At 47.2% G+C, this 23,867-nt stretch carries 28 protein-coding genes and 3 pseudogenes; 10 read left to right on the top strand and 21 right to left on the bottom strand.

The window, feature by feature from the left end; genetic code table 11:
* Window positions 1–27 precede the first annotated feature (27 nt).
* Window positions 28–1,713 (top strand): ShlB/FhaC/HecB family hemolysin secretion/activation protein, encoded by a 1,686-nt coding sequence (locus EPO18_RS04360; protein WP_292431007.1) that lies wholly within the window; start codon window positions 28–30, stop codon window positions 1,711–1,713.
* A 52-nt stretch (window positions 1,714–1,765) separates the two neighbouring features.
* Here the strand turns inward: EPO18_RS04360 and EPO18_RS20790 are convergent.
* Window positions 1,766–2,198, bottom strand: a pseudogene (locus EPO18_RS20790) (dihydrofolate reductase).
* Between the two features lie 48 nt (window positions 2,199–2,246).
* Here EPO18_RS20790 and EPO18_RS04350 point away from each other — a divergent pair.
* A complete protein-coding gene (locus EPO18_RS04350) occupies window positions 2,247–2,552 on the top strand; it encodes an asparaginase domain-containing protein (protein ID WP_292431004.1) in 306 nt (101 codons plus the stop codon).
* Here the strand turns inward: EPO18_RS04350 and EPO18_RS04345 are convergent.
* From EPO18_RS04345 to zwf, 3 genes are all read right to left on the bottom strand, one after another.
* Window positions 2,507–2,809 carry a hypothetical protein gene (locus EPO18_RS04345; RefSeq protein ID WP_292431001.1) on the bottom strand — a complete coding sequence of 101 codons (303 nt, stop codon included), beginning with the start codon at window positions 2,807–2,809 and terminating at the stop codon, window positions 2,507–2,509. The two genes, EPO18_RS04350 and EPO18_RS04345, sit on opposite strands and share 46 nt — an antisense overlap.
* A gap of 338 nt (window positions 2,810–3,147) precedes the next feature.
* Window positions 3,148–3,840, bottom strand: a complete 693-nt coding sequence (gene pgl / locus EPO18_RS04340) for a 6-phosphogluconolactonase (protein ID WP_292430998.1) — start codon at window positions 3,838–3,840, stop codon at window positions 3,148–3,150.
* A complete protein-coding gene (gene zwf, locus EPO18_RS04335) occupies window positions 3,841–5,328 on the bottom strand; it encodes a glucose-6-phosphate dehydrogenase (protein ID WP_292430995.1) in 1,488 nt (495 codons plus the stop codon).
* 222 nt (window positions 5,329–5,550) lie between these two features.
* Here zwf and EPO18_RS04330 point away from each other — a divergent pair.
* Window positions 5,551–5,751, top strand: a pseudogene (locus EPO18_RS04330) (antitoxin); the annotation flags it as partial.
* Window positions 5,751–6,170: a type II toxin-antitoxin system VapC family toxin gene (locus EPO18_RS04325; protein WP_292430992.1), complete on the top strand. Its 420-nt coding sequence runs from the start codon at window positions 5,751–5,753 to the stop codon at window positions 6,168–6,170. The pseudogene EPO18_RS04330 and the gene EPO18_RS04325, both read left to right, overlap by 1 nt.
* Window positions 6,171–6,290: 120 nt before the next feature.
* Here the strand turns inward: EPO18_RS04325 and EPO18_RS04320 are convergent, their stop codons facing one another.
* The 12 genes and pseudogenes from EPO18_RS04320 to EPO18_RS04265 all read right to left on the bottom strand — a co-directional run bounded on the left by EPO18_RS04320 (window position 6,291) and on the right by EPO18_RS04265 (window position 14,334).
* Window positions 6,291–7,667 carry an NUDIX hydrolase gene (locus tag EPO18_RS04320; protein WP_292430988.1) on the bottom strand — a complete coding sequence of 459 codons (1,377 nt, stop codon included), beginning with the start codon at window positions 7,665–7,667 and terminating at the stop codon, window positions 6,291–6,293.
* An 8-nt stretch (window positions 7,668–7,675) separates the two neighbouring features.
* The gene (locus EPO18_RS04315) at window positions 7,676–8,191 is read right to left on the bottom strand and encodes a hypothetical protein (RefSeq protein ID WP_292430985.1); all 516 of its coding nucleotides are present in this window, start codon (window positions 8,189–8,191) and stop codon (window positions 7,676–7,678) included.
* A gap of 295 nt (window positions 8,192–8,486) precedes the next feature.
* Window positions 8,487–8,759 (bottom strand): annotated as a pseudogene (locus EPO18_RS04310) (PIN domain-containing protein); the annotation flags it as partial.
* Window positions 8,760–8,771: 12 nt separating this feature from the next.
* Window positions 8,772–8,918, bottom strand: a complete 147-nt coding sequence (locus EPO18_RS04305; RefSeq protein WP_292430982.1) for a PIN domain-containing protein — start codon at window positions 8,916–8,918, stop codon at window positions 8,772–8,774.
* Window positions 8,908–9,126 (bottom strand): hypothetical protein, encoded by a 219-nt coding sequence (locus EPO18_RS04300; RefSeq protein WP_292430979.1) that lies wholly within the window; start codon window positions 9,124–9,126, stop codon window positions 8,908–8,910. The genes EPO18_RS04305 and EPO18_RS04300 overlap by 11 nt, the downstream gene beginning before the upstream one ends.
* A gap of 116 nt (window positions 9,127–9,242) precedes the next feature.
* Entirely contained in the window at window positions 9,243–9,419 is a 177-nt protein-coding gene (locus EPO18_RS04295; RefSeq protein WP_292431283.1) for a hypothetical protein, read from the bottom strand.
* 61 nt (window positions 9,420–9,480) lie between these two features.
* Window positions 9,481–9,624, bottom strand: a complete 144-nt coding sequence (locus EPO18_RS04290; protein WP_292430976.1) for a hypothetical protein — start codon at window positions 9,622–9,624, stop codon at window positions 9,481–9,483.
* Entirely contained in the window at window positions 9,624–9,848 is a 225-nt protein-coding gene (locus EPO18_RS04285; RefSeq protein ID WP_292430973.1) for an AbrB/MazE/SpoVT family DNA-binding domain-containing protein, read from the bottom strand. The genes EPO18_RS04290 and EPO18_RS04285 overlap by 1 nt, the downstream gene beginning before the upstream one ends.
* Window positions 9,849–9,990: 142 nt before the next feature.
* Window positions 9,991–11,436 (bottom strand): decarboxylating NADP(+)-dependent phosphogluconate dehydrogenase, encoded by a 1,446-nt coding sequence (gnd, locus tag EPO18_RS04280; protein ID WP_292430970.1) that lies wholly within the window; start codon window positions 11,434–11,436, stop codon window positions 9,991–9,993.
* A gap of 309 nt (window positions 11,437–11,745) precedes the next feature.
* Complete coding sequence (locus EPO18_RS04275) at window positions 11,746–12,249, bottom strand: hypothetical protein (protein WP_292430968.1); 504 nt, start codon at window positions 12,247–12,249, stop codon at window positions 11,746–11,748.
* A complete protein-coding gene (locus EPO18_RS04270) occupies window positions 12,249–12,806 on the bottom strand; it encodes an FMN-binding protein (protein WP_292430965.1) in 558 nt (185 codons plus the stop codon). Before EPO18_RS04270 ends, EPO18_RS04275 begins: the two co-directional genes overlap by 1 nt.
* A 142-nt stretch (window positions 12,807–12,948) precedes the next feature.
* Window positions 12,949–14,334, bottom strand: coding sequence for a hypothetical protein (locus tag EPO18_RS04265; RefSeq protein WP_292430963.1), 1,386 nt, complete (start codon window positions 14,332–14,334; stop codon window positions 12,949–12,951).
* Between the two features lie 538 nt (window positions 14,335–14,872).
* On the opposite strand from EPO18_RS04265, the gene EPO18_RS04260 reads away from it, so the two are divergent.
* From EPO18_RS04260 to EPO18_RS04250, 3 genes are all read left to right on the top strand, one after another.
* Window positions 14,873–16,195, top strand: a complete 1,323-nt coding sequence (locus EPO18_RS04260; RefSeq protein ID WP_292430959.1) for a DNA recombination protein RmuC — start codon at window positions 14,873–14,875, stop codon at window positions 16,193–16,195.
* A 379-nt stretch (window positions 16,196–16,574) separates the two neighbouring features.
* The gene (gene purE, locus EPO18_RS04255; RefSeq protein ID WP_292430956.1) at window positions 16,575–17,075 is read left to right on the top strand and encodes a 5-(carboxyamino)imidazole ribonucleotide mutase; all 501 of its coding nucleotides are present in this window, start codon (window positions 16,575–16,577) and stop codon (window positions 17,073–17,075) included.
* Window positions 17,072–18,166 (top strand): 5-(carboxyamino)imidazole ribonucleotide synthase, encoded by a 1,095-nt coding sequence (locus EPO18_RS04250; protein ID WP_292430953.1) that lies wholly within the window; start codon window positions 17,072–17,074, stop codon window positions 18,164–18,166. Before purE ends, EPO18_RS04250 begins: the two co-directional genes overlap by 4 nt.
* An 81-nt stretch (window positions 18,167–18,247) precedes the next feature.
* On the opposite strand, the gene EPO18_RS04245 is transcribed toward EPO18_RS04250, so the two are convergent.
* Window positions 18,248–18,550: a HigA family addiction module antitoxin gene (locus tag EPO18_RS04245; RefSeq protein WP_292430951.1), complete on the bottom strand. Its 303-nt coding sequence runs from the start codon at window positions 18,548–18,550 to the stop codon at window positions 18,248–18,250.
* 227 nt (window positions 18,551–18,777) lie between these two features.
* Here EPO18_RS04245 and EPO18_RS04240 point away from each other — a divergent pair, with 227 nt between their 5' ends.
* Genes EPO18_RS04240 through EPO18_RS04230 form a run of 3 tightly spaced genes read left to right on the top strand, consistent with a single transcriptional unit; the run spans window position 18,778 to window position 22,096 of the window.
* Window positions 18,778–20,100 (top strand): SIR2 family protein, encoded by a 1,323-nt coding sequence (locus EPO18_RS04240; RefSeq protein WP_292430948.1) that lies wholly within the window; start codon window positions 18,778–18,780, stop codon window positions 20,098–20,100.
* Complete coding sequence (locus EPO18_RS04235) at window positions 20,090–21,865, top strand: ATP-binding protein (RefSeq protein ID WP_292430946.1); 1,776 nt, start codon at window positions 20,090–20,092, stop codon at window positions 21,863–21,865. The genes EPO18_RS04240 and EPO18_RS04235 overlap by 11 nt, the downstream gene beginning before the upstream one ends.
* 9 nt (window positions 21,866–21,874) lie before the next feature.
* Entirely contained in the window at window positions 21,875–22,096 is a 222-nt protein-coding gene (locus EPO18_RS04230; protein WP_292430943.1) for a KTSC domain-containing protein, read from the top strand.
* 139 nt (window positions 22,097–22,235) lie between these two features.
* Here the strand turns inward: EPO18_RS04230 and EPO18_RS04225 are convergent, their stop codons facing one another.
* The 4 genes from EPO18_RS04225 to EPO18_RS04210 form a co-directional block, all read right to left on the bottom strand.
* Window positions 22,236–22,559, bottom strand: a complete 324-nt coding sequence (locus EPO18_RS04225; protein WP_292430941.1) for an addiction module antidote protein — start codon at window positions 22,557–22,559, stop codon at window positions 22,236–22,238.
* Window positions 22,546–22,890, bottom strand: a complete 345-nt coding sequence (locus EPO18_RS04220; RefSeq protein WP_292430939.1) for a type II toxin-antitoxin system RelE/ParE family toxin — start codon at window positions 22,888–22,890, stop codon at window positions 22,546–22,548. The genes EPO18_RS04225 and EPO18_RS04220 overlap by 14 nt, the downstream gene beginning before the upstream one ends.
* 181 nt (window positions 22,891–23,071) lie before the next feature.
* Window positions 23,072–23,584, bottom strand: coding sequence for a GNAT family N-acetyltransferase (locus EPO18_RS04215; protein WP_292430936.1), 513 nt, complete (start codon window positions 23,582–23,584; stop codon window positions 23,072–23,074).
* Window positions 23,577–23,867 (bottom strand): type II toxin-antitoxin system TacA family antitoxin, encoded by a 291-nt coding sequence (locus EPO18_RS04210; RefSeq protein ID WP_292430933.1) that lies wholly within the window; start codon window positions 23,865–23,867, stop codon window positions 23,577–23,579. The genes EPO18_RS04215 and EPO18_RS04210 overlap by 8 nt, the downstream gene beginning before the upstream one ends.

Here is a 23,867-nt window from a genome sequence, read left to right as displayed (position 1 = left end):
AAATTTAACACCAGATCGCATCAAACCATGAAACCGTTATTGGCATCCCTACTCGTCCTTTTTCCGCTGGTTGCTCCGGCTGCAGATTTTGTTGCTCCCGGCGCAGGCTCTCTGTTACAGCAGCTTCAGCCGGTCAAGCCGCCTGCCCCTTCGCCGATCGGGCCGGAGCTGAACATTGAACAAAAAGGCGGAGGCAAGCTGCCGACCAGTGTGCCTTTCCCGGTGAAATCTATCCAAATCTCCGGCAACGAAAAAATCGATACACAAACCCTGCACGCCCTGGTGGCGGATGCGGAAGGCACCAGCATCACCCTGCACCAGTTAAGCGAACTGGCCGATCGTATTACCGGCTATTATCACGGCCATGGCTATCCGCTGGCTCGGGCGTTCATCCCGGCGCAAACAATTCAGTCGGGCATGGTGCGCATCGAAGTTATGGAGGCCCGTTACGGCGAGATCAAGCTCCACAACGACAGCAAGGTCATCGATTCGTTGTTGCAGGATACATTATCCCCGCTGCAAGTCGGGCAGACTATCGGCCAAGCGGGACTGGATCGTGCGCTGTTGTTGCTCTCCGATATTCCGGGTGTCGCGGCTAATGCGACCTTGAAAACTGGCGAGAGTGTCGGGACATCGGATTTGCTGGTTAACGCCAGCCCCGGCCCTGCTGTCATCGGGAATCTGGTAGTTGACGGGTACGGCAACCGCTATACCGGCAGGCCCAGAGTCGGCGGGACGGTCAACTGGATCAACCCCTTGCACCATGGCGATGTGCTGAGCCTAAGCGGGCTCAGTTCCGGAGATGGGCTGAACTACGGGCGTCTTGCCTACGAATCTTTGGTGAACGGGCAAGGCACTCGCTTGGGCGGGTCTTATTCAGCGCTGCACTATGAGCTGGGCGGATCGCTCTCGGCCCTCAATGCACACGGCAGCGCACAGGTGGGCAGTGTATGGGGCAATCACCCGCTGATCCGCAGCCGGAATTTCAACCTCTACGGGCAGCTCGAGTATGACCGGAGGGAATTGCGCGACCGTATCGATGTAGGTGATATCCGGTCTTTTCGGCATATCGATAACGGCACGTTGAGCGTTTCCGGCGATGCGCGGGATAGGCTGCTGTCAGGCGGTATTAATACCTGGAGTTTGGGCTGGACAGTAGGTCATGTCGGCTTCGACAACCAGGATGCGCAGTTGTTGGATGCCGCGACTGTAAAAACCCAGGGCATGTTCTCTAAATGGAACGCGAATCTGGCCCGCCTGCAAAACCTGACCGAGCGGGACGAATTGTATCTGGCTTTCGCCGGCCAGTGGGCGCAAGACAATCTGGATTCGTCAATGAAGATGATTGTCGGCGGGCCTTACACGGTGCGCGGCTATGACATGGGTGCGGTGTCCGGAGACACGGGCTATATAGGAACTGCCGAGCTTCGGCATGGCCTCGGTTCGGGCCGGTTTGGGCAATTTCAGGTGGTCGGCTTTATCGACAGCGCGCAAGTAACGGTCAATCAAAATCCATGGTCTGCGGGAACCAACAGGGCCACGCTGAGCGGAGCAGGCGGCGGGATCAACTGGTTGGGGCCGAAGCTGAATTGGGCGGGGGCGGGTCGGTTAAGCGCCAGAACCTATATCGCCACGCCGGTCGGCCCGGTGCCTGATTTGGTGGGTAAAACCGATTCGGTTAGGGCATGGATGGAAATCGGCATGGGGTTTTAGAACCAACGCCCCTACGTAGCCTTTGATGTTAAGGAGCGGAAGCTTTGGATTCTTAATCTTTGCGTTTTTCCAGCTTCAAAAAACTGTAGCTGAACGATACATCGAGATCGTTGTCTATATCTTCCCGCTCCGCCTCGACCCACTTATCCGCATCGATCTCGGGAAAAAACGTATCGCCGGGAAATTCCTTGTGTATTCGGGTCAAATACAGCGTATCGGCAATCGGCAGCATCGACTTATACAGATCCGAGTCCCCGATAACAAAAACTTCTTCAGCATCGCTGCAATTTTCCAGCGCCTTTTCAATATCATTAAACACCAGACAGCCCGGTTGGCTGTATGACGGATTCCTGCTGATTATGATATTGGTGCGCCTATGGTTATTTTTTGAATTTTTTAAGGTCGGCCGATAAATGCCAGGGCATTTGATTATTCAGACCGATGGCCCTATTGCTCGCCATCGCGACGATAAGTGATATTTTCATTTTAATGCAGTATTCTTTAAGTAATTAATTTCACCGAACCATCATACTATGAAAAACATACTGGTTGTATTTACCGGAGGCACTATCGGCTCTATTGCAACCGGCGGCACCATCAATACCTCCAATACCACATCGTTCAAATTGATCCGGCTATTTGAACAGCAATATGAAAATCACCGGCAAATCCGCTTTGAACACGTCCAGCCGCTACAGATATTAAGCGAGAACCTTGCCCCCGTTGCTTGGAATACGCTCATTGGAGCCATAGAAGCCGCCCGGCCCGATCAATATGACGGCATTATCATTACTCACGGCACTGACACTTCTTTAGAACGATGCTGGGAGCGCGGCTGAGCCAGATCGTAAAGGCCGGATGGGGTGTGTCGATACTGCCTTCGCTTCATACCGCCTGGGTGCATGAGCATGGCGATAGGGTTTCGCGGTTGGCCGCCGATTTTGTTGCTGCGCCTGCCGCCGTCTAACGCGTCAACGGCCCGCAACTCGACCGCAGCCGCGCCGTGGTCGGTGCCGATCTGGTAACGCGCTTTAGCGAAACGGCGCAACTGAATGTCGCTTACAACGCCGAGCTGGCCAAGAGCGATAACTGGCATACATTGTCGGCGACTTTCGAGTACCGATGGTAAGGTGAGTGGTGGGAAAATGCCGACTCCGGCGCTCGTCGTTATATACCAGTATCTGCGGGATGTTGTCATTCCCACAGTCCTTTAACTACCGTTAGGCAGACCTTCCAGGTTTTAAAAACCTGGAAGGTCTAACTGGCGACGTTCTGAACAGGCGGGATGTTTCGAACGGAGCAACTGCTGTTGAACGCTGTTGTTCCAGACGCGATTCTACCTCCCGACTTTCATGAAAGGAGGAAATGCCGCTAACTGCCGGGAGCCGTTGCGACCATAACGTCGTCCGTGTCCTTCGCAGTAAAAGTCCTTAGCTAATCAGCCACGGGCTTAAACGCATCGCTGTCGACATAAATATCGACAGGGTTTTCCGGAACAATCGTTGCAACCGGTAAATCCGCACCCGAACGCCACAGATTGACGGCTTCCTGCTTATTGGCGCCGGTGATCAGGAAGATGACTTCATGCGAGTTGCTCAACGCCTTGGCGCTGATCGAAACGCGCTCCGATGGCGGTTTTGGCGAATTGTAAACAGGATGGGTCAGTTCGTTTTCCGGGTGCTCATGGCCGGGGAACAGGCTGGCGGTATGGCCGTCTTCGCCCATGCCCAACAGCACCATGTCAAAAGCCCCGGCCTTGGCGACGGCGACTTTGTAGCGATCGGCTGCAACCTCAGGCCCGAATTCGGCTGGCATGGTAAAGATATGGCTCGCCGGAATAGCTACCTTGTCCAGTAAAACCCGGCTTGCCATCAAGCTGTTGCGGTCCTGGTGATCAGCCGGCAAACAACGTTCATCGCCATAGTAAATAGTCCAATTAGCCCAATCGGCATTGGAGTCAGCCAGCAGGCGATAGACTTTTTCCGGGGTGCTGCCTCCGGCTAAAACCATCTTGAATTTGCCGCGCTCGGAAATAGCCGATTCGGCGGCGTTAAGAATTTGTCGGCAAGCGGCAGTCGCTACGTCGTCTGCGGTTTCCAAATAATGCCAGCGGCAGTTTTTTTGCATTTAGTCACACTCCGGGGTTAATGAGCTGCGCCAGGATTGGCTTTCTTTGTCGAATAAGCGGCGGCTGTCTTCAGGTCCCCAGGAACCGGCGGGGTACGTGGCAATATAGTCACGTTCAATCGCCCAGGTTTGCAGAATGGGGTCGACAATGCGCCATGCGTATTCTACTTCATCAAAGCGTAGAAATAACGAGCGGTCGCCTTTTAATACGTCCAACAACAAGTCTTCATAGGCATCTATGGGCTTTTCATTCTCCAGACGGAAGCTGGCATCCAGGCTGGTGGAGCGGGTGCGCATCTCCAGGCCGGGTTCTTTGACGGTCATTTCGATGCGGATGCACTCTTCCGGTTGTATGCCTAATAGTACCCAGTTAGGGTTCATGCATTGCACTTCGGTGCCGCGGAAAAACTGTAATGGAGGATGGCGAAAACAAATCGAAATAACCGATTGCGCCTTGGCCATGCGTTTGCCGGTACGCAAATAAAAAGGCACGCCGCGCCAGCGCCAGTTGTCGATATACAGTTTTATCGCGGCATACGTTTCGGTGAAGCTGTCGGCCGGAATGCCTTCTTCCTGCAAATAGCCGTTGACCTGTTCGCCGTCGATACGGCCTTTGCTGTATTGAGCGCGAGAGGCATGTCCATGCACCGCTTCCCGAGGAATCGGGCGGATTGACTTTAATACTTTCACTTTCTCGTCGCGCAGGGATTCGGCATCCATCGAAACCGGCGGCTCCATCGTGACCAAAGTCAGCAATTGCAGCAGATGGCTTTGCAGCATGTCGCGCATCGCTCCGGCCTTGTCGTAGTATTCGGCGCGGCTGCCTATGCCGATGTCCTCGGAATGGGTAATCTGGATATGGTCGATATAATTGCGGTTCCATAATGGCTCCAGCATCACATTGGCGAAACGAAACACCAGCACATTTTGCACCATGCCTTTGCCAAGATAATGATCGATCCGGTAAATTTGCTGTTCGGCCAAATAGCGGCTGATGCGGTTTTGCAGGGCCTGAGCGCTGTCCAGGTCATAGCCGATCGGCTTTTCCAGAATCACCCGGCGCCAGCCGTGTTCTTCATCAAACAGGTTGTTATTGTTTAATAATTCTATGACCGGACCAAAGTCCGACGGGCTGATGGCTAGGTAAAAGGCCATGTTTTTAGGAAACCCGCTTTCCCGGCTGAGCTTGTCGGATAAGTCGCTGTAACATTGCGGCTGTGTGATATCGCCTTGATGATAATGCAGCCGGGCGCTGAAACGCTGAAAAACCGCTTCATTAAAATCGCCTGGCGCTTTGTCCTGAATCATCTGCCTGACTTCCGTCTGCCATTTTCCCTGATCCCACGGCCTGCGCCCTATTGCCAGAATACACGTGCCTTCAGGCAGACGGTTGGCGGCCTCCAGGCGGTACAGAGCCGGCATTAATTTAATCCGGGACAAATTCCCGGTGGCACCAAAAATAACGTATGTACAGGGTTCGGCTTTCATTGTTAGTACCTCGCTGTTTTAGGGGAAGTAGAGCTCATGGTTATCTACGCAGCCCGTCATCCCGGCAGGGATTCACTCCGGGCTATCCTGCCCGGAGCCCTTCGGATAAATGCAAATCCGTTCCATACGGATTTGTGCCGGGAACCAGAAGCCATGGATGGCAATGTCAAATAACATAACATATTCCGCCGAATGTAAGCCTTATTTGCAGTCCAATCCGGCAACAGCCAAGCCATTAGACTGCCCAAGGAATTCCGTTTGGAAGTCGATCGGGTAGAAATTTTCCGCCGCGGGGATGAAATCGTGCTGCGCGAGCACCCAGCGAATGCTGCCGCTATCTTTGACGCGTTGGTCAGCCTGCCGGACGATTTTATGGCGGACGGTCGTGAAGATACCCCGCCTCAAGAAAGAGAAGCGCTTTAATGGGAATGCGCTACCTGCTGGACACCAACATCTGCATCTATATTGCCAAGCATAACCCGCGTGCCGTGCGCGAACGCTTCGCACGGCACGCGGCCTCCGAGCTGGCTATGTTCTTCATCACGCTAGGCGAACTTCGTTTCGGCACAGAAAAAAGCCAGTCCCGCGAACGTGCATTGGCTTCTATCAGCCAACTTGAAGCGGTGATCCAGGTTGCCCCACTTCCTGAGGCCGCCGGAGAACACTACGGCCAAATCCGCGCAGCCCTGCAAAGCAAAGAGAGGATTATCGGTAACAACGACCTTTGGCTGGCAGCCCATGCCCGCGCCGAAGGCTGGATATTGGTTACTAACAACGAGCGGGAATTTGTTGGTGTTGACGGATTGCAGGTTGAAAATTGGGCTGAGTCCACGAAGACGTAGCTTTGCAATGTATTTTGATGAGGGTAAACGCGGCAGAATGTAATTTGTAGAGAATTATCATTCGGCGCAATACGTGATAAAGCTGCTATTGCGTTCTGCGGGCTTAGTGTAATGCCGGATTTACGGGTTAAATACTTCTAATTGAATAGCATTTTGCTTGGATTTATATCCAAAGACTTTTTGTAATATTATTTGGCTCCAACTTTCCAATTTATCATAATCTTTGTAAACAGTTGCTATATCTTGGGGTGTTCCACTTTTAGTTGATCCAGAAAAAACAAATTCATTTTTATCAAGCTTATATTTTAAAGTATTAAAATCAACTTCCTTAATGTAACAAATAGCTAAATGTTTTTCACTTCTATCATTATCTTTAACCCATATACAAAATGGTTCATCTTTTGGGTTTGCATAGTAATCAATGCCAATTTCTTCTTTAATCTCCCTATGTAACGCGTAACGAGAAACCCAAAGTAAATCATTTTCTCCACTATAGCTTAAATCTTCCTGGCGAATATGACCTCCTAAATACAATAAGATTTTATTTGATTCTGGAGATTCTTCAGAGGTTCTTTTCTTACTTTTTTTAACAACAAACACTTTTGTTCTTTCTATATTTGTAATTATTAGAATTGGAATAGGTTGTACTTTGTCAGAAGATTTTTCGACATTACACCGTGCGTCAAATTGTAACTTATCAGTACAACAACTTAATTCACTAAAATTAAATTGCTCGGGCAACGATGCTTTAATTTGACTTCTATTAATAAATCCGACTTTTTCAGATATATTATTATTTAAAACATCGAGAATACTTTTAGTTACGTTATAATTAACTTGATTTTGATCTATTTCGCTAGTATCAATATGCTCTATCGTTCCAAATGTATCTTTATACTTTGACATCATATCAATTAAAGTTTGCTTATAAGTAGTTAATACAGGGTTGCGCATAATACTTCCTTGTTTTCTTGTCAGCAAATTTGCAAACTCTCGTTGCATTGATACTTTTGGTTCAGCCGTAAAAACATATACTAAGTCAATTACCGAACGCCATCTATTCATTGTTAGGAAGGATTCAACAGAAGTAAACTCATATTCATCAAAATGCTGTTTTTTCTGTAGCCAAGAGAACCAGCATAAGGCATCAAATAGTCCTCTATCAAGGATAACAACATCATAGTATTTTGAATGATTTGATAGTATTTCAGAAAGCTCAGCTATAGCTGAAGTAACAGTCCATATATTAAAATATGGATCATACTTATCTTCAACAGGGCATATGCTCGCGCGTTCTCTTAATACGCGTGTTCTAAAATTATTCCGTCTTAAAAAAAGATCTAATGAGTTAATACAAGAGGTTTTTCCAGATTTTGGAGAGCCGCAAAACTCAATTACAATAGGGCGGCGGGGTATGGACTCATTTTTTAAATTAAATACAGTAGATGCTAGCTCTTCTAACTCTAAAATATTTTTATCATTATCTTTATTACTCATTGTTGATATTACCTCGTTACTTTACTAATAACTTTTTCGCCTGAAACTTCAAGTTTCTTAATAACCTTGCCAGACAAGAAGCCTCCAAAGAAAGATAGAAACATTGTTAAATATATAAAACCTGAGTTCAATTCTATAGGTTTGTTGCTTGTCAGCATGAACCCTGATTGCAAACCAATAATAAAAAGGATTGCGAAACCAATTGAGAATAATGGTCTGGCAAAAAAGTAAATAACTGTTCCTAATCTACGAACATAAATATTATTAGAGTCATCTATTTTTAATCTATCATCAAAGCAAAGTTTATATAACTTTCTAATATAAAATATTGCTGCTCCATTTAGTGCCATACCAATTGATCCAATAATACTTAACGTTAAAATATTATATGTTTTAATATCAATAAAGTCTGGTTGCAATGCTAGTATAGACATTGAAAAACCAACTAGTAGCACAAAAAAGTAATAAATAAATAGTGAGGTAATCCAAGGATTCGTTAAATAGAGATTTCTATCTTCAGCCATATTAATTCAAGTTCAAAATATTAAGGAATTAGCATCGTAATAGGTACGCGGCGCGTACCTTAAACTCTAACGCATCATATCATGATCTTGAAAATCCGGTTTACTGCTTGATGCATTGGCGTTGCATCTCAGGGCTGTTGGGCTGACATGAGGAAGCCCAACATTTGCCATTCTATTTGTTGGGCTTCGTACCTCAGCTCAATCTACGGGAGTAGGTACGTTAAGCTACACTGATCAGACCTGCGCGGGCTACATTTAGCCTTAAGGATCAACTGAATTGTGCGCAGGATGAGAGCTAATCCACGAAGGGATTGCTGATGCTTAGCCGGTCTTCGATGAACTGATGATTTTGCATGTCTTCGCTGATTAGCTTTGTGCAGCCATGTTCCAGCGCGGAAGCAATAATCAGAGAGTCCCAGTAGCTGTAGCGATAACGGTTTCGAATCAGATAGGAGTTTGTTACAGTGTTTTTTGATAAGGCGACGACTTCAATTGCTTGTGTAAGTTCTCGTGAGCTTTCTTGAATATCAAGGTCGTCAATTTTGTTTTTTAGCAAGGCACTGTAATACTCGCTTAAAACCTAGGTGGAAATGATCATTTCGGTATCGCGGTAAAGCCGTTGCAAATATTCGACCGCTTTAAGATGTTTGTTATGAGATTGCGTATTGTCGGTATCGAGACAGGCGTAGACCCAAATATTGGTATCGATGAAAACCTTATCGGTCATGCAATTCATCTCTGCTGAAAACGGTCAGATTTTCTACTTTTTTGCTTTGTTTTAAAAACCGGTCAAAAGCAAGCTCATCTTTTTTATCGCCGATTTCATCGACCATAACAATGATTTTAGCTTTATTGCTGTTTTGTAATTCTTTATAGCGGGCAGGGATATGAACGATGCCGTTGTCGATATGGGTTTCAAATTCTACTGCATACATGGCTTTCACCGTAGGGATTGGAGATGGCTGGATTCTAACACCGAATGTTGTAACTCGGTAAGGCGGATCTGTAGGGCGATAATAGCCTACTGTATTGCGCCGTATGCCACATTAGCTCAGCTAGAATTAGCGTTTGCCCTGATCCAATCTGCAAACTCTGCTTCGCTCAGGCTACCTTCAGCGAGTTTTAAAATAGTAATAATGCATGACGGATCGCCGGCAATTAATTCCTGACCGTTTAAAGCAAGGAACAGCTCCATTACCGTGAAAGCTGTGCGTTTGTTGCCGTCGATAAAAGGATGGTTGCGAGCAAGGCCAAAACCATAGGCGGCGGCAAGAGCGGCGAGATCTGGATCACCAGCCGATTAAGTTCTGCGGACGAAACAAGGCGGACTCCAGTAGCCCGCGATCACGAACGCCAACAGGGCCGCCATGTTCTGCAAGATGTTCCTCATGCAGGGCAAGGACAACGGACTCTTCAATCCATACGACTGACATTATTTTGCCAGTTCATTCAAAACTTCACGGCGCTTTTTCATAATCTGCCGCGCTAAAGTCATTTGTTTTTCAAATTCCGGGTCATAGGGCGTCAGTCGGAAACCTTCAGGGGATTCGGTCAGGTACACTTTATCGCCTTTTTCGAGGTGCAGCTTGTCCAACGCTTCCTTGGGTAAAACAACGCCCACGGAATTGCCAATAGTTGTAAGTTTGAGGGTTAACATAACGTCGCCTTGTTATAACGTAAGTAAACACGATAGAGGGCGCATGGGAGTATGTCCACACAAATATTGATTTTGTGCTGATTCCTATCAGAAGCTTGGAAATCAGTGAATGCAGAAAGTCGCGTAATCTGAAATGCTTTATTTAAGCATTATAGCTAGTCGATGCAGTCTTGCCGCCGCGCCCTGTCCAGTCGGTATGAAAAAATTGGCCTCTGGGCCGGTCTATCCGTTCATAGGTATGCGCGCCGAAATAGTCTCTTTGCGCCTGCAATAAATTAGCCGGTAATCTTTCAGACCGATAGCCGTCGTAATAAGCCAGCGCGGAAGAGAAGGCCGGGGTCGGGATGCTTAGCTCGATGCCTGATATAACGGCTTTGCGCCAGCCTTGATCGGCTTGTTTTATCGCATCGACAAAAAAGTCGGCTAACAGCAGGTTTTCTAAATCAGGGTCGGCATCGTAGGCTTGCTTGATGTCGTTTAAAAACCGGCTGCGGATAATACAGCCGCCGCGCCACATCAATGCAATATCGCCATAATTCAGCGACAGGTTGTATTGTTTCGAGGCTTCACGCATCAAGCGGAAGCCTTGGGCGTAAGAAATAATCTTGGCCGCGTATAAAGCGTCGCCAATCGCATTGATCATGGTTTTTTGGTCACCGGTAAATTGCTGGGTCGGCTTGGGCAAGATGGACGAGGCTCTAACTCTCTCGTCTTTTTGCGCGGACAAGCAACGGGAAAATACCGATTCGCCGATCAAGGTTAAAGGGATGCCCAAGTCAAGGGCATTAGTCACGGTCCATTTGCCGGTGCCTTTTTGTCCGGCGGCGTCGAGGATGCTTTCCAACAGCGGCTGGCCGTCTTCGTCTTTGTAAGCCAAGATCGCGGCAGTGATTTCGATTAGGTAAGAGCTTAATGAGCCCTGGTTCCACTCGGCAAATATGTCGTGCATTTGGTCGACGCTTAAGCCTAAGCCGTCGGACATCAGTTGATAAGCTTCGCAGATCAATTGTATATCGCCGTATTCAATGCCGTTATGCACCATTTTGACGTAGTGCCCCGCGCCGTTATCGCCGACCCATTTGCAGCAAGGTTCGCCGTCGACCTGTGCGCTGATGGACTGGAATATGGGTTGGATTGCAGGCCATGCGTCTTTGTTGCCGCCGGGCATGATCGACGGTCCGTGCCTTGCGCCTTCTTCGCCGCCGGAAACGCCTGCACCTATATAAAGGATGTTTTTTTCTTTTAGGGCGAGAGTACGGCGGTGGGTGTCGGTGAACAGCGAGTTGCCGCCATCGATAATAATATCGCCGGCCGATAACAGCGGCACTAACTGGTCAATATACTGATCGACGATGTCGCCCGCTTTAACCATCAGCATGACGATGCGGGGCGTTTCGAGGTTATCAATCAGCTCTTCCAGCGAATGGGTGCCGATAATCTGCGTGTTTTTGACAGGGCCGTTCAGGAATTCATCTACTTTACTGAGTGTGCGGTTATGTACGGCTACTTTAAAGCCGTGGTCGTTCATATTTAGAGCCAGATTTTGGCCCATGACGGCCAAGCCGATTAATCCGATATTTGCTTTCATAGTTATCTTCTTAAAGAGTGATTTTGAATCGTCTGTTAAAAGGCTGATTGATCCACGAAAGATAGCGTTGTTCGGAAAAGTTTTGTTGCTTCAATATATAAGGACAGCCGCCGAGGGCGTGCCGTGCCGTGCGCCTAATTCCTAAGGCGCGCACGGCACGCCCTACGTAACTTATCTCAATGGGTAACGAGAGGCTAGAGGAAACGAGCCATATAGGCAATGAGTAGAAACACCTAAACTGATGTTCCGGTGAGATTGGTTGATTTACCACGACGAGCTTTTCATCGTGGTAAATCAAAAAGCAGGGGGTTATTCGGAACTGGCTTTGCTCATCCGGGCTCTAGCTTGAACCAGAGCCGTAATGACCACAATCAATAAAACCGCCAGCGAAAGCTCCAATACGACGAACGCGGCGATTTTAAAGTAGGCAAATAGCGGATCGACAAACCTGACCAGCCAGCCGCCTGCTTCGTCAGCCAGTGCCGCCGCATAGGTTAGGCTGCTCAGCCAGATTTTCAGCCGTACCGGGAACTCGGTCATCAGCATTAAATGCGTCAGGGTCAGCACCAGCATGCCCATTGAGAACAGATGAAAATGAGATACTTCGAGCATGCCCTGATAACTGCGCGGCTGGGTAAATTGCTCTTCAGAACCTAGATAATAGGCAACTACCGAACCGGGCGTTAAGTCCATATGATGAAAATACATCATGCCGTTACTCACCCATAACAAAGCGATATATACCAAAAACATTAAAACTAAGGTGTTGATCAACGATTTGCGATGCTGTTCGCCGGTAACAAAATAGCGCATTAGTTTTTGCCCTGTTCTTTTACCATAACTTGATAAATCGCCATGACTTTGCGGACACTGCTGACTGTCGCTCGGGTGCTTAAGGTCGCGCCGCTGATGCCGTCGATGCCTTTGTTAAAATCCATGTCGGCTAACGGACGCTTGTATAACTGTTCGAACCAGCGTTCGGGCGGCAGATATTCCGGTGGTTCGTGGAAAGCGAGGGTTGTGACATTGCGCAATTCGCCATCCGCTGTTAAAACTATTATCAGGGTTTCCGGCTTGGTTCTAACTGTACTGGTTTCAATAGCAGCATAACCGAGCACTCTGCCTTGAGCTTTGCCGACATAGAAAGTAAACAGGCCTGACTCCAGTTTAACTTTGGACAATTCTTCGATTTTAGCAGTTTGCTGTGGATCGGGGAATAACGATAACTGTTCGACGTTGGCGTCTTTGCCGAACGCCAGTTCCAGTGCTTCGTTTTTGCTATAAAAGACTGTGGCGAAGCTTGGGGTTGCAGCAGCGCTTATCAGCAATAAAAAGAGAATGACAAATCCCCTTTGCCTGATTGTTTTCATAGAGTGTCTCGTTTGCAGAATTGATTTAGATAAACACAAATAGTTTAACACTACCGGCAAACAATCGATTTTACTTATTTGTTGTATAAAACACGAACGGCTACAGCCGTTCGTGTTTTTCATGCTGAGAAATACTTATCAGTTAGAAAATAAAGCCGAAACCTAAGTTAAAATCATCCGATAATGGTCCTTGTTTGGCAACCCGATTGCGATAATCGGCTTTGATCACGACATTGGGGATAGGTTTGTAGTTCAAGCCTACTTGATAAATACTCATGTCTTTGGTTGGATCATCGGCAAAACCTGTCGGTGCTTTGGCAATAGTATCTAACGTTTCATAACGGAAGAAAGGTGCTAGATATTGTGTTGTATCTTTCCATAGCAACGGCAGCACGTCATAACCCAGCTCGGTGTAAAAGCCATAGTTTTCCGTACCTATGGTTTCTCCTTTGGCTGCACTTAAAATATCGGCATTATTGATGTGCCCCCATGAACCAAGCGTGCGGAATTCCAGGCCACGGTACTTCCATTGCACATGCGCTTCATAAAGTTGCGTAAAGACATCTGGGTGTTGTCCATCAAAGGTTTGGTTTTGCCCAGAATTACCCACATAAGCAGAACCCCCGACGGTCACGCCTGGTAATGCAGAAGGCGTATAATCCATACGTGCAACATATCCGAAATTTTCGGCTTTCGCATTACTGCCGCCACCGCGACCTTCTCGGATCCCGTCAGAAGTAAACTCGTCTGCATTCAACCCATTAACTACATAAGTGGTATAAGTCAATTCCGGTGTTATCTGACCAAATAAACCCACACCCATTTCGCGCCAAGTGGTGGGGATGATAAGCCGCTCAACTACAGGGCGATTATTGCCGAAAAAGAATGGAGGTTCGTGCATTTGATTGATAAAGCCCATCGGCATCAGTACCAAACCGGCGCGGACGTTGGCCAGCGGGTTTATAAAGAAATCGAGTGCTGCAAATTCGACAGAAACTTCGCCCTTTTCTTCAGCACCTTCCCCAGTAGTAGCGTGTTCAAATTCAAGTTCACTATTGAAAAGTATGCGGTCACTAAATTTATAACCGGTATAGAGCACCAAACGTTCAAGATCGGCGTTATCAGTATTGGTGCCTTTTTCACCAACATTGGCCTGATAATTGGCTTCGCCGTAACCGCCAATCGACAAACCTTTACCTACCTGATAGACCTTGGATGCCGCAGGACCCAAGCCATAAGCGCTTTTATACTGCACCTCATCCGGAATGGTCAGGTTGGTGCGTAATTTCTCAACTTCCTGACTCAACACATCGGTTTTCCGCTCTAAATTTTTTACGTCGCCATTGGCAGCTTTGACCGGAGCGGCTGCCATACTCGATTTCATCTCATCGATTTGCTTTTGCTGCGCTTGGATGATTTTCCACATATCTTCCATGGTCTGCGGTTTTTCCAATGCATTGACGGGTGCATTCAATGTAACAAGCGCTGTCAGTATTCCGCCTTTTAATAAGTATTTATTTTTTTTCATTTATACGGCCTCTCGCAAATAATTGGTAAAAATAGTATAGGTTAAATGCTTATAAAGATGCAAACGATTCCTATTTAAATAGAAAAGTAAGGTTTTGCCAATTCGTTTAGCCCCGTCTTTGATTGGAATTTTAAGCGTGGATTAACGCTGTTAATTTGAAAGTAAATCGATTTAAACTTGGCTCTTAATGGATTCCAGGAGCTAGCGTATAATCAATTTTAGCGGCAGTCTTAATTCATAAGTTTCAAAGCGTTTTATATTGTCTATATAGCTGATGTATTGTAACTTTCCACTCTATGTGCGGATTGTGGGCTTTAAGTTCAACATCGATAAATAACAAAGACTTCAAATGCCGGATGCCGCATCACGTTGATACTGGACAATGCTAAATACCAAAAAAAATACCAGTCGATCGTCGACACGGCAGCAGGGATCGGACTCCTTTATCTGCCTCAATATGCAAACTTTAATATGACCATGAAATTCCAACTGTTTTTTGAAAAAACCGAAAACTTGACCGTTTTAAAGTATAGTTAACATGAGTTTTCTCAATAATATTCCTCCTCTGGTCTGGACCTTAATCGGCTTCTTGGTTGGCGCATTTGCAATACGTTTGCTAAACGGCAAGGATAAAACCCTGATCCGGCAACTCTCAACCGATCTCGCTGTCGCCGAAGAAAAACTAAAACAATCACAAATCCGTGAAAACGAATTTAAACAGTTGCAGCAGCTGTTTATCGAGACCAAAACCGAGAATGCGCAATTGCAAACCCGCATGGATGAGCAGGCAAAAAATACCGCGGAAAAACTAAAACTCTTGCTGGACGCGGAACTGCGCCTGAACACCCAGTTTGAAAATCTGGCCGGCAAGATTTTCGACGACCGCAGCAAACAATTCACCGAACACCATAAAACCAGCCTGGACCATATCGTCACGCCATTGCGGGAACAGCTCGGCGAGTTCAAGCAACGCATAGAAACGGTTTACGACAACGAGAATAAAGACCGCATTTCCCTGCGCGAGGAAATCGTCTCGTTGCGGCGCGATACCGCGCAAATGAACCAGGAAGCCCTTAACCTGACCCGCGCCCTAAAAGGCGACAAAAAAGCTCAAGGCAACTGGGGCGAGATGATCCTGGAAAAAGTGCTGGAAAAATCGGGGCTGCGCAAAGGCATCGAATACGAAACGCAAGGCGCATTCCGGGATGAAGATAACAGGCTGTTCAAGCCGGATGTGATCGTCCGCCTACCTGAAAACAAGGATGTGGTGATCGATTCCAAAGTGTCCCTGCTGGCTTATGAGCGTTATTGCTCAACCGAAGACGACCAGGAGCGGGTACTGTCATTAAAGCAGCATACCGACGCGGTACGGGAACATATCAAGGGACTCAGCAACAAGAGTTATTCGGACTTAAAAGGCTTAAGGTCTCTGGATTTTGTGCTGTTATTCATGCCGATTGAAGCCGCTTTTATCGCCGCTTTCCAAGCTGACGAGCGCTTATTTGCCGACGCTTTCGAGCACAAAATCGTCGTGGTTACCCCGACCACTTTATTAGCTACCTTGCGCACTATCGAAAACATCTGGCGTTATGAACGCCAAAACGAAAATGCCCGTGCTATTGCCGATAAGGCAGGGCTGGTTTACGACAAAATCCGGGGCTTTGTGGATGACCTGGATAAACTGGGCAAACAGCTAAGCACCGTCAACAGCACGTATGACGGCGTAATGAATAAATTAACCCAAGGCAACGGCAACCTGATTCGCCAAGCCAGCAGCTTCGTCGAGCTGGGCGTTAAAGTCAAAAAGACTTTCCCGAAAAGTATCAGCGATCAGGCGGGGCTTGATAGCGATGAAAGTTAGAAATTCGGTAAGCGTTAACTTAAAACATATTTCCATGAAGAAACCCAAGGTAAAAACTTGTGTTCATCTTTATACGCAAGTGCTTATTAGCCGCGTCGTCCCGGCAGGGATTGCCGGGATCCAGGCGCCATGGATGGCAATGCCGAAGCAACCGACAAGTCTTGCAAAACAGGAGTTGGTTAGATAAATCAAGCGTTCACATCCCTGTGACCTGGATTCCGGCAATCCCTGCCGGAATGACGAATCTTAAAATACTTGTGTATAAAGATGAACATACCGGCATTTATGCGATACTACGCGGCTTTGATTTTTTGATATACACCACCTTTCGTGGTAGCTATTAGACATTTATGATTACCTGCTTAATTAGGAGTAACACATGACCGCACTGGTTGGCATCATCATGGGCTCGACGTCCGACTGGGAAACCATGCGCTTTGCCGCGGAAACGCTGGAGCGGCTCGGCATTCCGCATGAGGTTGAAGTCGTTTCGGCGCACCGTACCCCGGATAAACTGTTCGATTATGCCGAATCTGCCGAAACCAAAGGCCTGGAAGTAATCATTGCCGGCGCAGGCGGCGCGGCGCATTTACCCGGTATGACAGCCGCGAAAACCGCCGTACCTGTGTTGGGCGTACCGGTGCAATCCAAAGCCCTGAACGGCATGGATTCCTTGTTATCCATCGTGCAAATGCCCGCCGGGATTCCGGTCGGCACCTTGGCAATAGGCAAAGCCGGCGCAATCAACGCGGCCTTGCTGGCGGCGGCCATTATCAGTAACAAACATGTCCAATATAAGGGCGCATTAAACAATTTCAGAAGTGAGCAAACCGAATCGGTGCTTGCACACCCAGATCCAAGACCAGGGGATGAATTATGAGAGTGGGTGTATTAGGTGCAGGCCAGCTTGCCAGAATGATAGCGCTGGCGGGCGTACCTTTAGGTCTGGAATTTATCTTTCTCGACCCCTCCGCCGATGCCTGCTCCAACAGGCTGGGCGAAGCCTTGATCGGCGACTACAACGATCCGGAATTATTGGCGCAACTGGCGGAACGCGCCGATGTGGTCACTTACGAATTCGAGAACGTTCCTGCAGAAGTTGCTGAGTTTCTGGCTTCTCACACCCAAGTACATCCCTCGCCAAAAGCCTTGGCCGTTGCCCAGGACCGGTTGATCGAAAAAAGCTTTTTCCACGACATCGATATTCCTACCCCGAATTATGCGGCGGTGGATAGCCTTGAAAGCCTGCAACAAGCTATGCCCACCCTCGGCTATCCGGCCATTTTAAAAAGCCGCACCCAAGGCTACGACGGCAAAGGCCAGTCCGTACTCAAATCGGCGGACGATTTAAAAGCGGCCTGGGAACAACTGCAAGGCGCACCGGCTGTGGTCGAAGCTTTCGTCCCGTTTAACCGCGAAGTGTCCATCATTGCCGTGCGCAGTGTTTCAGGAGAGATTGTTTTCTATCCGTTATCGGAAAACCTGCATCGCGGCGGCATATTGCGCGTTTCCGAATGCCGTGCGGATGACCCGATGCAAAAACAGGCCGAAACCTATGTGTCCCGCTTGCTGGAAGCGCTGGATTATGTCGGCGTATTGGCTTTGGAGTTATTTGAAGTAGACGGAAAACTGGTTGCCAACGAGTTTGCGCCGCGAGTGCATAACTCCGGCCATTGGACGATTGAAGGGGCCGAAACCAGCCAGTTTGAAAATCATTTGCGGGCGATTCTGGATCTGCCGTTAGGCTCAACAGCGCCGGTAGGCAATGCAGCCATGGTTAATTTCATTGGCGGACTTCCGAAGACTGAAGAGCTATTGGCAATTCCCCATGCGCATTTGCATCTTTACGATAAAGCCCCGCGCAAAGGGCGGAAAGTGGCTCATGCGACGGTGCGTGCGGAAAACCAGAAGCAATTATCGGAGTTGATTAAGAAACTAACTGTGCTTGCCGATCAGGTTGATGATTCGTAATTGCCTTGAGGCATTACTATTGAAGACAATACACGTTGTTAAGCTTAACGGTTCGCCCTGAGCTTGTCGAAGGGTGGTCGGTTAAGCCACCTCACGCGGCAAAACTTCTTTCTCAATTGCGGCCAAAGCTTGTTGCTCCGCCACGCGCAAATCGTAAGCAACTTGCAAACTCAGCCAGGATTGAGCATCACTGCCAAAATAACGCGCCAAACGCAGTGCGGTATCGGGCGTAATGGAACGGCGTTCTTTGACAATTTCGTGCAGGCGAGTAGCCGGAACGCGCAGGGCATTAGCCAATGCGTTTACGCTCAGACCTAGCGGAATCAGGTAGTCTTCCCGCAGGATTTCGCCAGGGTGAATGGGCCGCATACCGTTATGTATCATGTTTTTTCTCCTCAATGGTAATCGACAATCTCAACATTAGCATTCACTGAATAGTTACGTATCTTTTAAGAAACGAAACAAAAGCATATCGGACAAGAATGCGATAAAATCGACTGAGCTTGGCGTATAGAAAAGACTATGCTAAATAATAATGAACGATGTTTATATTTTTAGCGCATTCTAACTTAATGTGTAGAAGTACAGGTCAACAATAGGGAAAGCAAATTATGAGAATACACACGCATGACCCTCGTGAGCATATACGCGGCGTTCATCAAATATTGATTAATAACAAAAAGCGCATCGGCTTTCTTTTTGGCGCGGGTTCATCTTGTACAAATGCAACAGGCATCTCAACCATTGGTGTCCCTGTCATAGGGCAGATGACTAAACTAATTGAGAAAGAAGCTGCCGACCACTCAGCTGAGTTTGCTAACGCTGTACAACAAATTCAACAAGAAATTGAAAATAGAAAACCACCATTCAACATATTCAACATAGAATCATTGCTTTCAAGCATTGAGGCTAAACGTGAGGTTATTGGGAACGGAAATTTGAATGGGTTAGATTCCGCTGGCTTTAAAACGCTTGCTAATCTGGTGAAGGATAATATTGTAAAGCTTGTGTCGGTTCATGAGGATTTTAAATCCGAAGACAGGGCCACGCTGGCCCATTCAAAATTTTCCAGTTGGGTTTCAAATGCGCGAAGAAGCTACCCGGTAGAAATTTTTACGACCAATTACGATTATTTATTTGAAATTGCCTTGGAAGGTTTAGGCATACCCTATTTCGATGGGTTTTCTGGAAGCTATGAGCCGTTCTTTTGCCCTGAAGCGGTAGAGGACATTGATGCATATCTGCATTTGGTTAAGCTCTGGAAGATGCATGGATCGTTGGGTTGGGTATTTCGGGAAAGCGATAAAGCAGTGATTCGTAAACAAGCCAATACAGTCGAGTCTGATGATGAGTCCATTTTGATTTATCCATCGCACCTTAAATATAATGCTTCAAAGAAGCAGCCTTATGTCGGTTTGATTGATCGCCTTTGCACATTTTTACAACAAGATGATGCCGTTTTGATTACATGCGGTTATTCCTTTGGCGACAGCCACATCAACGAGCGAATCGCAACGTCGCTTAGACGGGGAGCCAACTCCCATGTTATCGCTATGTATTACGATAAACACGGCGAGGAAAATAACCCACTCTATGGGCTTGCCGATGAAAAGGATGGTGTCCGCGAAATGGCAACTAATGGGACTAAAGGAAAAATGTCAGTGTATGGTTTACGTCATGCGGTGATCGGTGGAAAATTTGGTAAATGGAAGCTCAGGGATGAACCAAAAAAAGATGAGGTAATTCAAGTCGACCAATATTTTGACGAAGACGGTGCCATACCTTCGGATGAAACAGGAGAGTATAAAGGAAATGAAAAATGGGAGGGAACAGGCGAATTTCGACTGCCTGATTTTTGCAAGTTATCGGAGTTTCTCAATGGACTGTCATCGTCCAAAGACGCTTCCGGTGCTGAGAATCAATATGAAACATAATCCTACCCACATCGGGGAAGTCGAAAGCGTCAGTGGAAATTCAGTGACTATCAAGATGCTGGGTAGCTACCCGTCGAATATGCCGATTATAGATGGCACTGTTTACAGAATTGGACAAATTGGTTCTTTTCTTAAAATCCCTCTGGGTTACGCTAATCTGTATGGCTTAATTACCCAAGCGGGCGTTTTGGCTATGCCGGAATCGTTGCTTATAGCTTACAAAGAAACCCCGTCAGTTGTTGATGGGCATCGTTGGTTAAAAATGATTTTGGTTGGCGAACAGGTTGGTTCTTACTTTGAGAGAGGTGTGCTGCAATCGCCAACTTCGGGCGACCAAGTGCATCTGGTTACAAATGAAGACCTTCGTATTGTTTATGGTGGCTACAATGTCCAATCGTCGATTGTGATTGGCAATCAAAGTGCCTCGGAAGGGCTTGCTGCACAGCTGGACATGGATAAGCTCATTTCTAGACATTGCGCTATCCTTGGTGCAACAGGCAGTGGGAAATCGAATGCAGTGAGCATCGTGGTTAAAGCTATTGCCGATAAGCCTTTCCAAAGTACGCGGGTTCTTATGATTGATCCGCATGGCGAGTATGCGAGTTCGTTGTCCGGTCAATGCTGCGTTTTTAGAGTAGGGGCGAATGCAGAAGCTGGCGATAAGGAACTTTGCGTTCCTTTCTGGGCGCTCCCGTTTAAAGAGTTGATGGCAATATTTCCAGGCAAGCTTTCAGACCAGAATGAAGATTATATCCGGGAGAAAGTGCTGGACATGAAACGTAGTTGGGCATCGGAAAGTACAGGGCTTCGGGAAGAGGCAATCACGGCTGACAGTCCAATTCCTTTTTCGATTAAGCAGCTTTGGTTTGATTTGGATAATTTTGAACGTATGACGTTTCGTAAAGATAGAGAGACACTTTTTGAATTGGTAGAAGAGGGGGATGCTGCACTATTAAAGTCAAATCGCTATCCGCCAGCTGCGCCCGGTGGAGGAGAACCATTTCTCAACAATAGGGCAAAAGGTATTCTTGGGTTTCTCGATGGTATGCGTTCTCGCCTTTTTGATCAGAGATACCGTTTTTTGTTTGATCCTGAAAATTATTGTCCCGATCTCAAAGGGCAGGCACCAAATGATCTCCCAAGCTTGTTTGCCAGTTGGTTTGGGCAGGGTTTCCCTGTTTCCATTTTGGATCTTTCGGCGATTCCATCCGATATTATGCAAGCAATTTCAGGTTCTATTTTGAAGATTATTTATGACGCGCTCTACTGGGGACAAAACACACTAGTTGGGGGAAAGAAGCAGCCGTTGCTTATCGTATTGGATGAGGCTCACGCCTATTTAAAAGCAGGCGAAGACTCGATTTCTTCAAGGACTGTACAGGCGATTGCAAAAGAAGGTCGGAAATATGGGGTCGGTATGCTTCTGGTCACACAACGTCCATCAGAATTGGACGAAACAGTGTTGAGTCAATGCGGCTCCATTATCGCTCTGAGAATGACAAACACAAAGGACAAAGGCCACGTTTCATCAGCGATGCAGGATGAACTACGGGAAATGGCCGATGTTCTTTCGAGTTTGAGAACTGGGGAAGCGATTGTCAGTGGGGAAGCAGTCCGCATTCCATCAAGAGTTAAATTCTTTCAAACAAATAATGCTACCAAAAGTGCTGATCCTATTGCCTCAAAATTGTGGGAAAATCCATGCCCAGATATGCTGGAATATGAAACCAGTATCCGAAATTGGCGAAACCAAACATTTAGTTAAGGAGAAAATATGTCTATTCCTGAAATGCACCCTGTAAGCTCATCAAATATATCTGCGGTTGGTTATGATGCCGAAAGTCAATGGGTATATGTTCAATTTCTCGATGGTTCTATCTATGCGTACAAAGGCGTATCTGAACTTGAATATGAGAATCTGAGGATGGCACCATCTGTTGGCTCTTACCTCAATAGGAATTTTAAGAACTTTTATCCTTACCAGAGAGCTAACTAAGCAGGGGAAGCCAAGTAGGGGGCGCATCGCGCACCATTTGCAGATTTTAAAATATCAACGGTATCGGAAATGGGCGCGATGCGCCCCCTCTACCGAGCTTCGATAACAGCACGAACAAACTCAACCCGTTCCTTAAAGATTAAGAAGTATGATTCGCCGCAGGAAGTTTTTGCGGGGTCAGTCGGTAGCCCATGGCATGCATAATGGCGTTGACGCTGCTAAATTGTGGATTGCCGTTTTCCGAAAGGGCTTTTTGCACACCCTTGCGGCTTAAGCCGGAAGCTTCCGCGACTCGGCTTACTCCTTTCACTCGACTGACTACGCGCAGGGAGGACAACAGGGCGGCGGTGTCGCCGTTTTCAGCATATTCGTCGAAGAGGACGGTAATATAATCGTCCACTTCCTCGGGATGGTCGCGAAGATATTGTTCTTCAACTTCGCCAATCGTTCTATAAATGCTCATGGTTTAGATACTCCTGCCAATAGGTTTTGGCTTGATCAATGTCTTTGCTTTGGCTTCCCTTGTCGCCGCCGCAGAGCAGGACGACAATTTGGTTACCCTCTTCCCCAAAATAAACCCTGTAGCCGGAACCGAAAAATAATCGCAACTCGCTAACCCCTTCGCCGACCGGCTCACAATCTCCATAGTTGCCTTGTTGCAAACGGGAAACGCGGGCAAGGATACGTTTTCGCACGATGACATCCCGCAAGCTATAAAGCCATTCGGTAAAAGGTTCCTTTCCGCTTTCTTTGGCATAAACGATAACCCGCTTTGGCATTGTTGCGTCGGTCACTGGCTTATTCCCTTTAATTTACATCAAAGCGAACTTTAGTACGCAGAAATTTTGAATGCAAGCTGTTTTTCCTAATCGCTACTTTGTTGTAAGTCTTGTATTGTGCATGGGCAAGCATTTTTGAGAGCAATGCCAAACGCATACTTCCTTTCTTGGGTCCGCCGATCCAAACTGACAAAGTTTATTCCGAAAACTTGGCAAACTTGATAAGGTCTAGAGCGTAGGTTGGTGTTTCGATTGGAAGACGGGTAAAACCGTAATGCAAATAGAAGGCTTCCGCTTCCGGAGAAATGGCATGTGCAATCAAAAGACGAGCGGATACTTCTTTAGTGGCACGGGCAGATCTTTGCACTGCATCTTGAAGCAAGGCTTTGCCTAACCCTTGGTCTTGCCATTGTTTATCAATAGCCAATCGCCCAAGAATTACCGCTGGAATCTGGAGGAGCATATTCCGGCGCATGGAGCCAACAGTCTCTTGGTTAAGAATCTGCCCCATGCAGATGGCATAATATCCAATAACCTTAGGCGAACCTGACGGACAAATAACATAGGTTCTACTTGCCGATGCTTCCATGTTGGCGAATGCTCGTTCACGCAACCAAGTATCCAGCGTTTCCTCGCCCGAGTGAAAGCCCTCTATTTCATGCCGTACGGTTAAATGGGCAGGCGAACAAAATCCTTTATTTTTACTCATCCGACCAAGGCGGTTCGATTGCGCGCAATCGGTCCATCCCGTCAATCTGTTCTTGTGTTGCCGGTGTGTCCAGCCACTCCAATACGTTTTGGAATGTCTTGTTGTCTATATAAATAGAGGTTTGGTCAAGGATCACATTCTTGGCTTCCTTGAGTGCTGAGGCCATCATAAATTGCGAACGATTTGAACCGACCAACTCGGCGGCTTGGTCGATAAGCAATCTATCGTGGGCTTTCGCACGTAAGTGGATGTTTACTTCTGCAGGTGTATGTTCTGTTCTCAT

This window comes from Methylobacter sp. (assembly GCF_004322395.1).
GTDB lineage: Bacteria > Pseudomonadota > Gammaproteobacteria > Methylococcales > Methylomonadaceae > Methylobacter_A.
Note: the sequence above shows the minus strand (reverse complement) of the source record. Positions and strands in the feature narration are given on the sequence as shown.

Bases quoted from the DNA above. Each gene is read 5' to 3' on its own strand.
- pgl (WP_292430998.1), bottom strand. From the start codon at position 3,840: ATGCAAAAAAACTGCCGCTGGCATTATTTGGAAACCGCAGACGACGTA.
- EPO18_RS04300 (WP_292430979.1), bottom strand. From the start codon at position 9,126: ATGTATGCAGTAGAATTTGAAACCCATATCGACAACGGCATCGTTCAT.
- EPO18_RS04250 (WP_292430953.1), top strand. From the start codon at position 17,072: ATGAGAGTGGGTGTATTAGGTGCAGGCCAGCTTGCCAGAATGATAGCG.
- EPO18_RS04215 (WP_292430936.1), bottom strand. From the start codon at position 23,584: ATGAGTAAAAATAAAGGATTTTGTTCGCCTGCCCATTTAACCGTACGG.
- EPO18_RS04315 (WP_292430985.1), bottom strand. From the start codon at position 8,191: ATGGCTGAAGATAGAAATCTCTATTTAACGAATCCTTGGATTACCTCA.
- EPO18_RS04320 (WP_292430988.1), bottom strand. From the start codon at position 7,667: ATGAGTAATAAAGATAATGATAAAAATATTTTAGAGTTAGAAGAGCTA.
- EPO18_RS04325 (WP_292430992.1), top strand. From the start codon at position 5,751: ATGGGAATGCGCTACCTGCTGGACACCAACATCTGCATCTATATTGCC.
- EPO18_RS04210 (WP_292430933.1), bottom strand. From the start codon at position 23,867: ATGAGAACAGAACATACACCTGCAGAAGTAAACATCCACTTACGTGCG.
- EPO18_RS04265 (WP_292430963.1), bottom strand. From the start codon at position 14,334: ATGAAAAAAAATAAATACTTATTAAAAGGCGGAATACTGACAGCGCTT.
- EPO18_RS04260 (WP_292430959.1), top strand. From the start codon at position 14,873: ATGAGTTTTCTCAATAATATTCCTCCTCTGGTCTGGACCTTAATCGGC.
- EPO18_RS04245 (WP_292430951.1), bottom strand. From the start codon at position 18,550: ATGATACATAACGGTATGCGGCCCATTCACCCTGGCGAAATCCTGCGG.
- EPO18_RS04275 (WP_292430968.1), bottom strand. From the start codon at position 12,249: ATGCGCTATTTTGTTACCGGCGAACAGCATCGCAAATCGTTGATCAAC.
- EPO18_RS04270 (WP_292430965.1), bottom strand. From the start codon at position 12,806: ATGAAAACAATCAGGCAAAGGGGATTTGTCATTCTCTTTTTATTGCTG.
- EPO18_RS04240 (WP_292430948.1), top strand. From the start codon at position 18,778: ATGAGAATACACACGCATGACCCTCGTGAGCATATACGCGGCGTTCAT.
- EPO18_RS04360 (WP_292431007.1), top strand. From the start codon at position 28: ATGAAACCGTTATTGGCATCCCTACTCGTCCTTTTTCCGCTGGTTGCT.
- EPO18_RS04290 (WP_292430976.1), bottom strand. From the start codon at position 9,624: ATGTCAGTCGTATGGATTGAAGAGTCCGTTGTCCTTGCCCTGCATGAG.
- EPO18_RS04305 (WP_292430982.1), bottom strand. From the start codon at position 8,918: ATGACCGATAAGGTTTTCATCGATACCAATATTTGGGTCTACGCCTGT.
- gnd (WP_292430970.1), bottom strand. From the start codon at position 11,436: ATGAAAGCAAATATCGGATTAATCGGCTTGGCCGTCATGGGCCAAAAT.
- EPO18_RS04345 (WP_292431001.1), bottom strand. From the start codon at position 2,809: ATGCCAGTTATCGCTCTTGGCCAGCTCGGCGTTGTAAGCGACATTCAG.
- zwf (WP_292430995.1), bottom strand. From the start codon at position 5,328: ATGAAAGCCGAACCCTGTACATACGTTATTTTTGGTGCCACCGGGAAT.
- EPO18_RS04230 (WP_292430943.1), top strand. From the start codon at position 21,875: ATGTCTATTCCTGAAATGCACCCTGTAAGCTCATCAAATATATCTGCG.
- EPO18_RS04285 (WP_292430973.1), bottom strand. From the start codon at position 9,848: ATGTTAACCCTCAAACTTACAACTATTGGCAATTCCGTGGGCGTTGTT.
- EPO18_RS04350 (WP_292431004.1), top strand. From the start codon at position 2,247: ATGAAAAACATACTGGTTGTATTTACCGGAGGCACTATCGGCTCTATT.
- EPO18_RS04225 (WP_292430941.1), bottom strand. From the start codon at position 22,559: ATGAGCATTTATAGAACGATTGGCGAAGTTGAAGAACAATATCTTCGC.
- EPO18_RS04235 (WP_292430946.1), top strand. From the start codon at position 20,090: ATGAAACATAATCCTACCCACATCGGGGAAGTCGAAAGCGTCAGTGGA.
- purE (WP_292430956.1), top strand. From the start codon at position 16,575: ATGACCGCACTGGTTGGCATCATCATGGGCTCGACGTCCGACTGGGAA.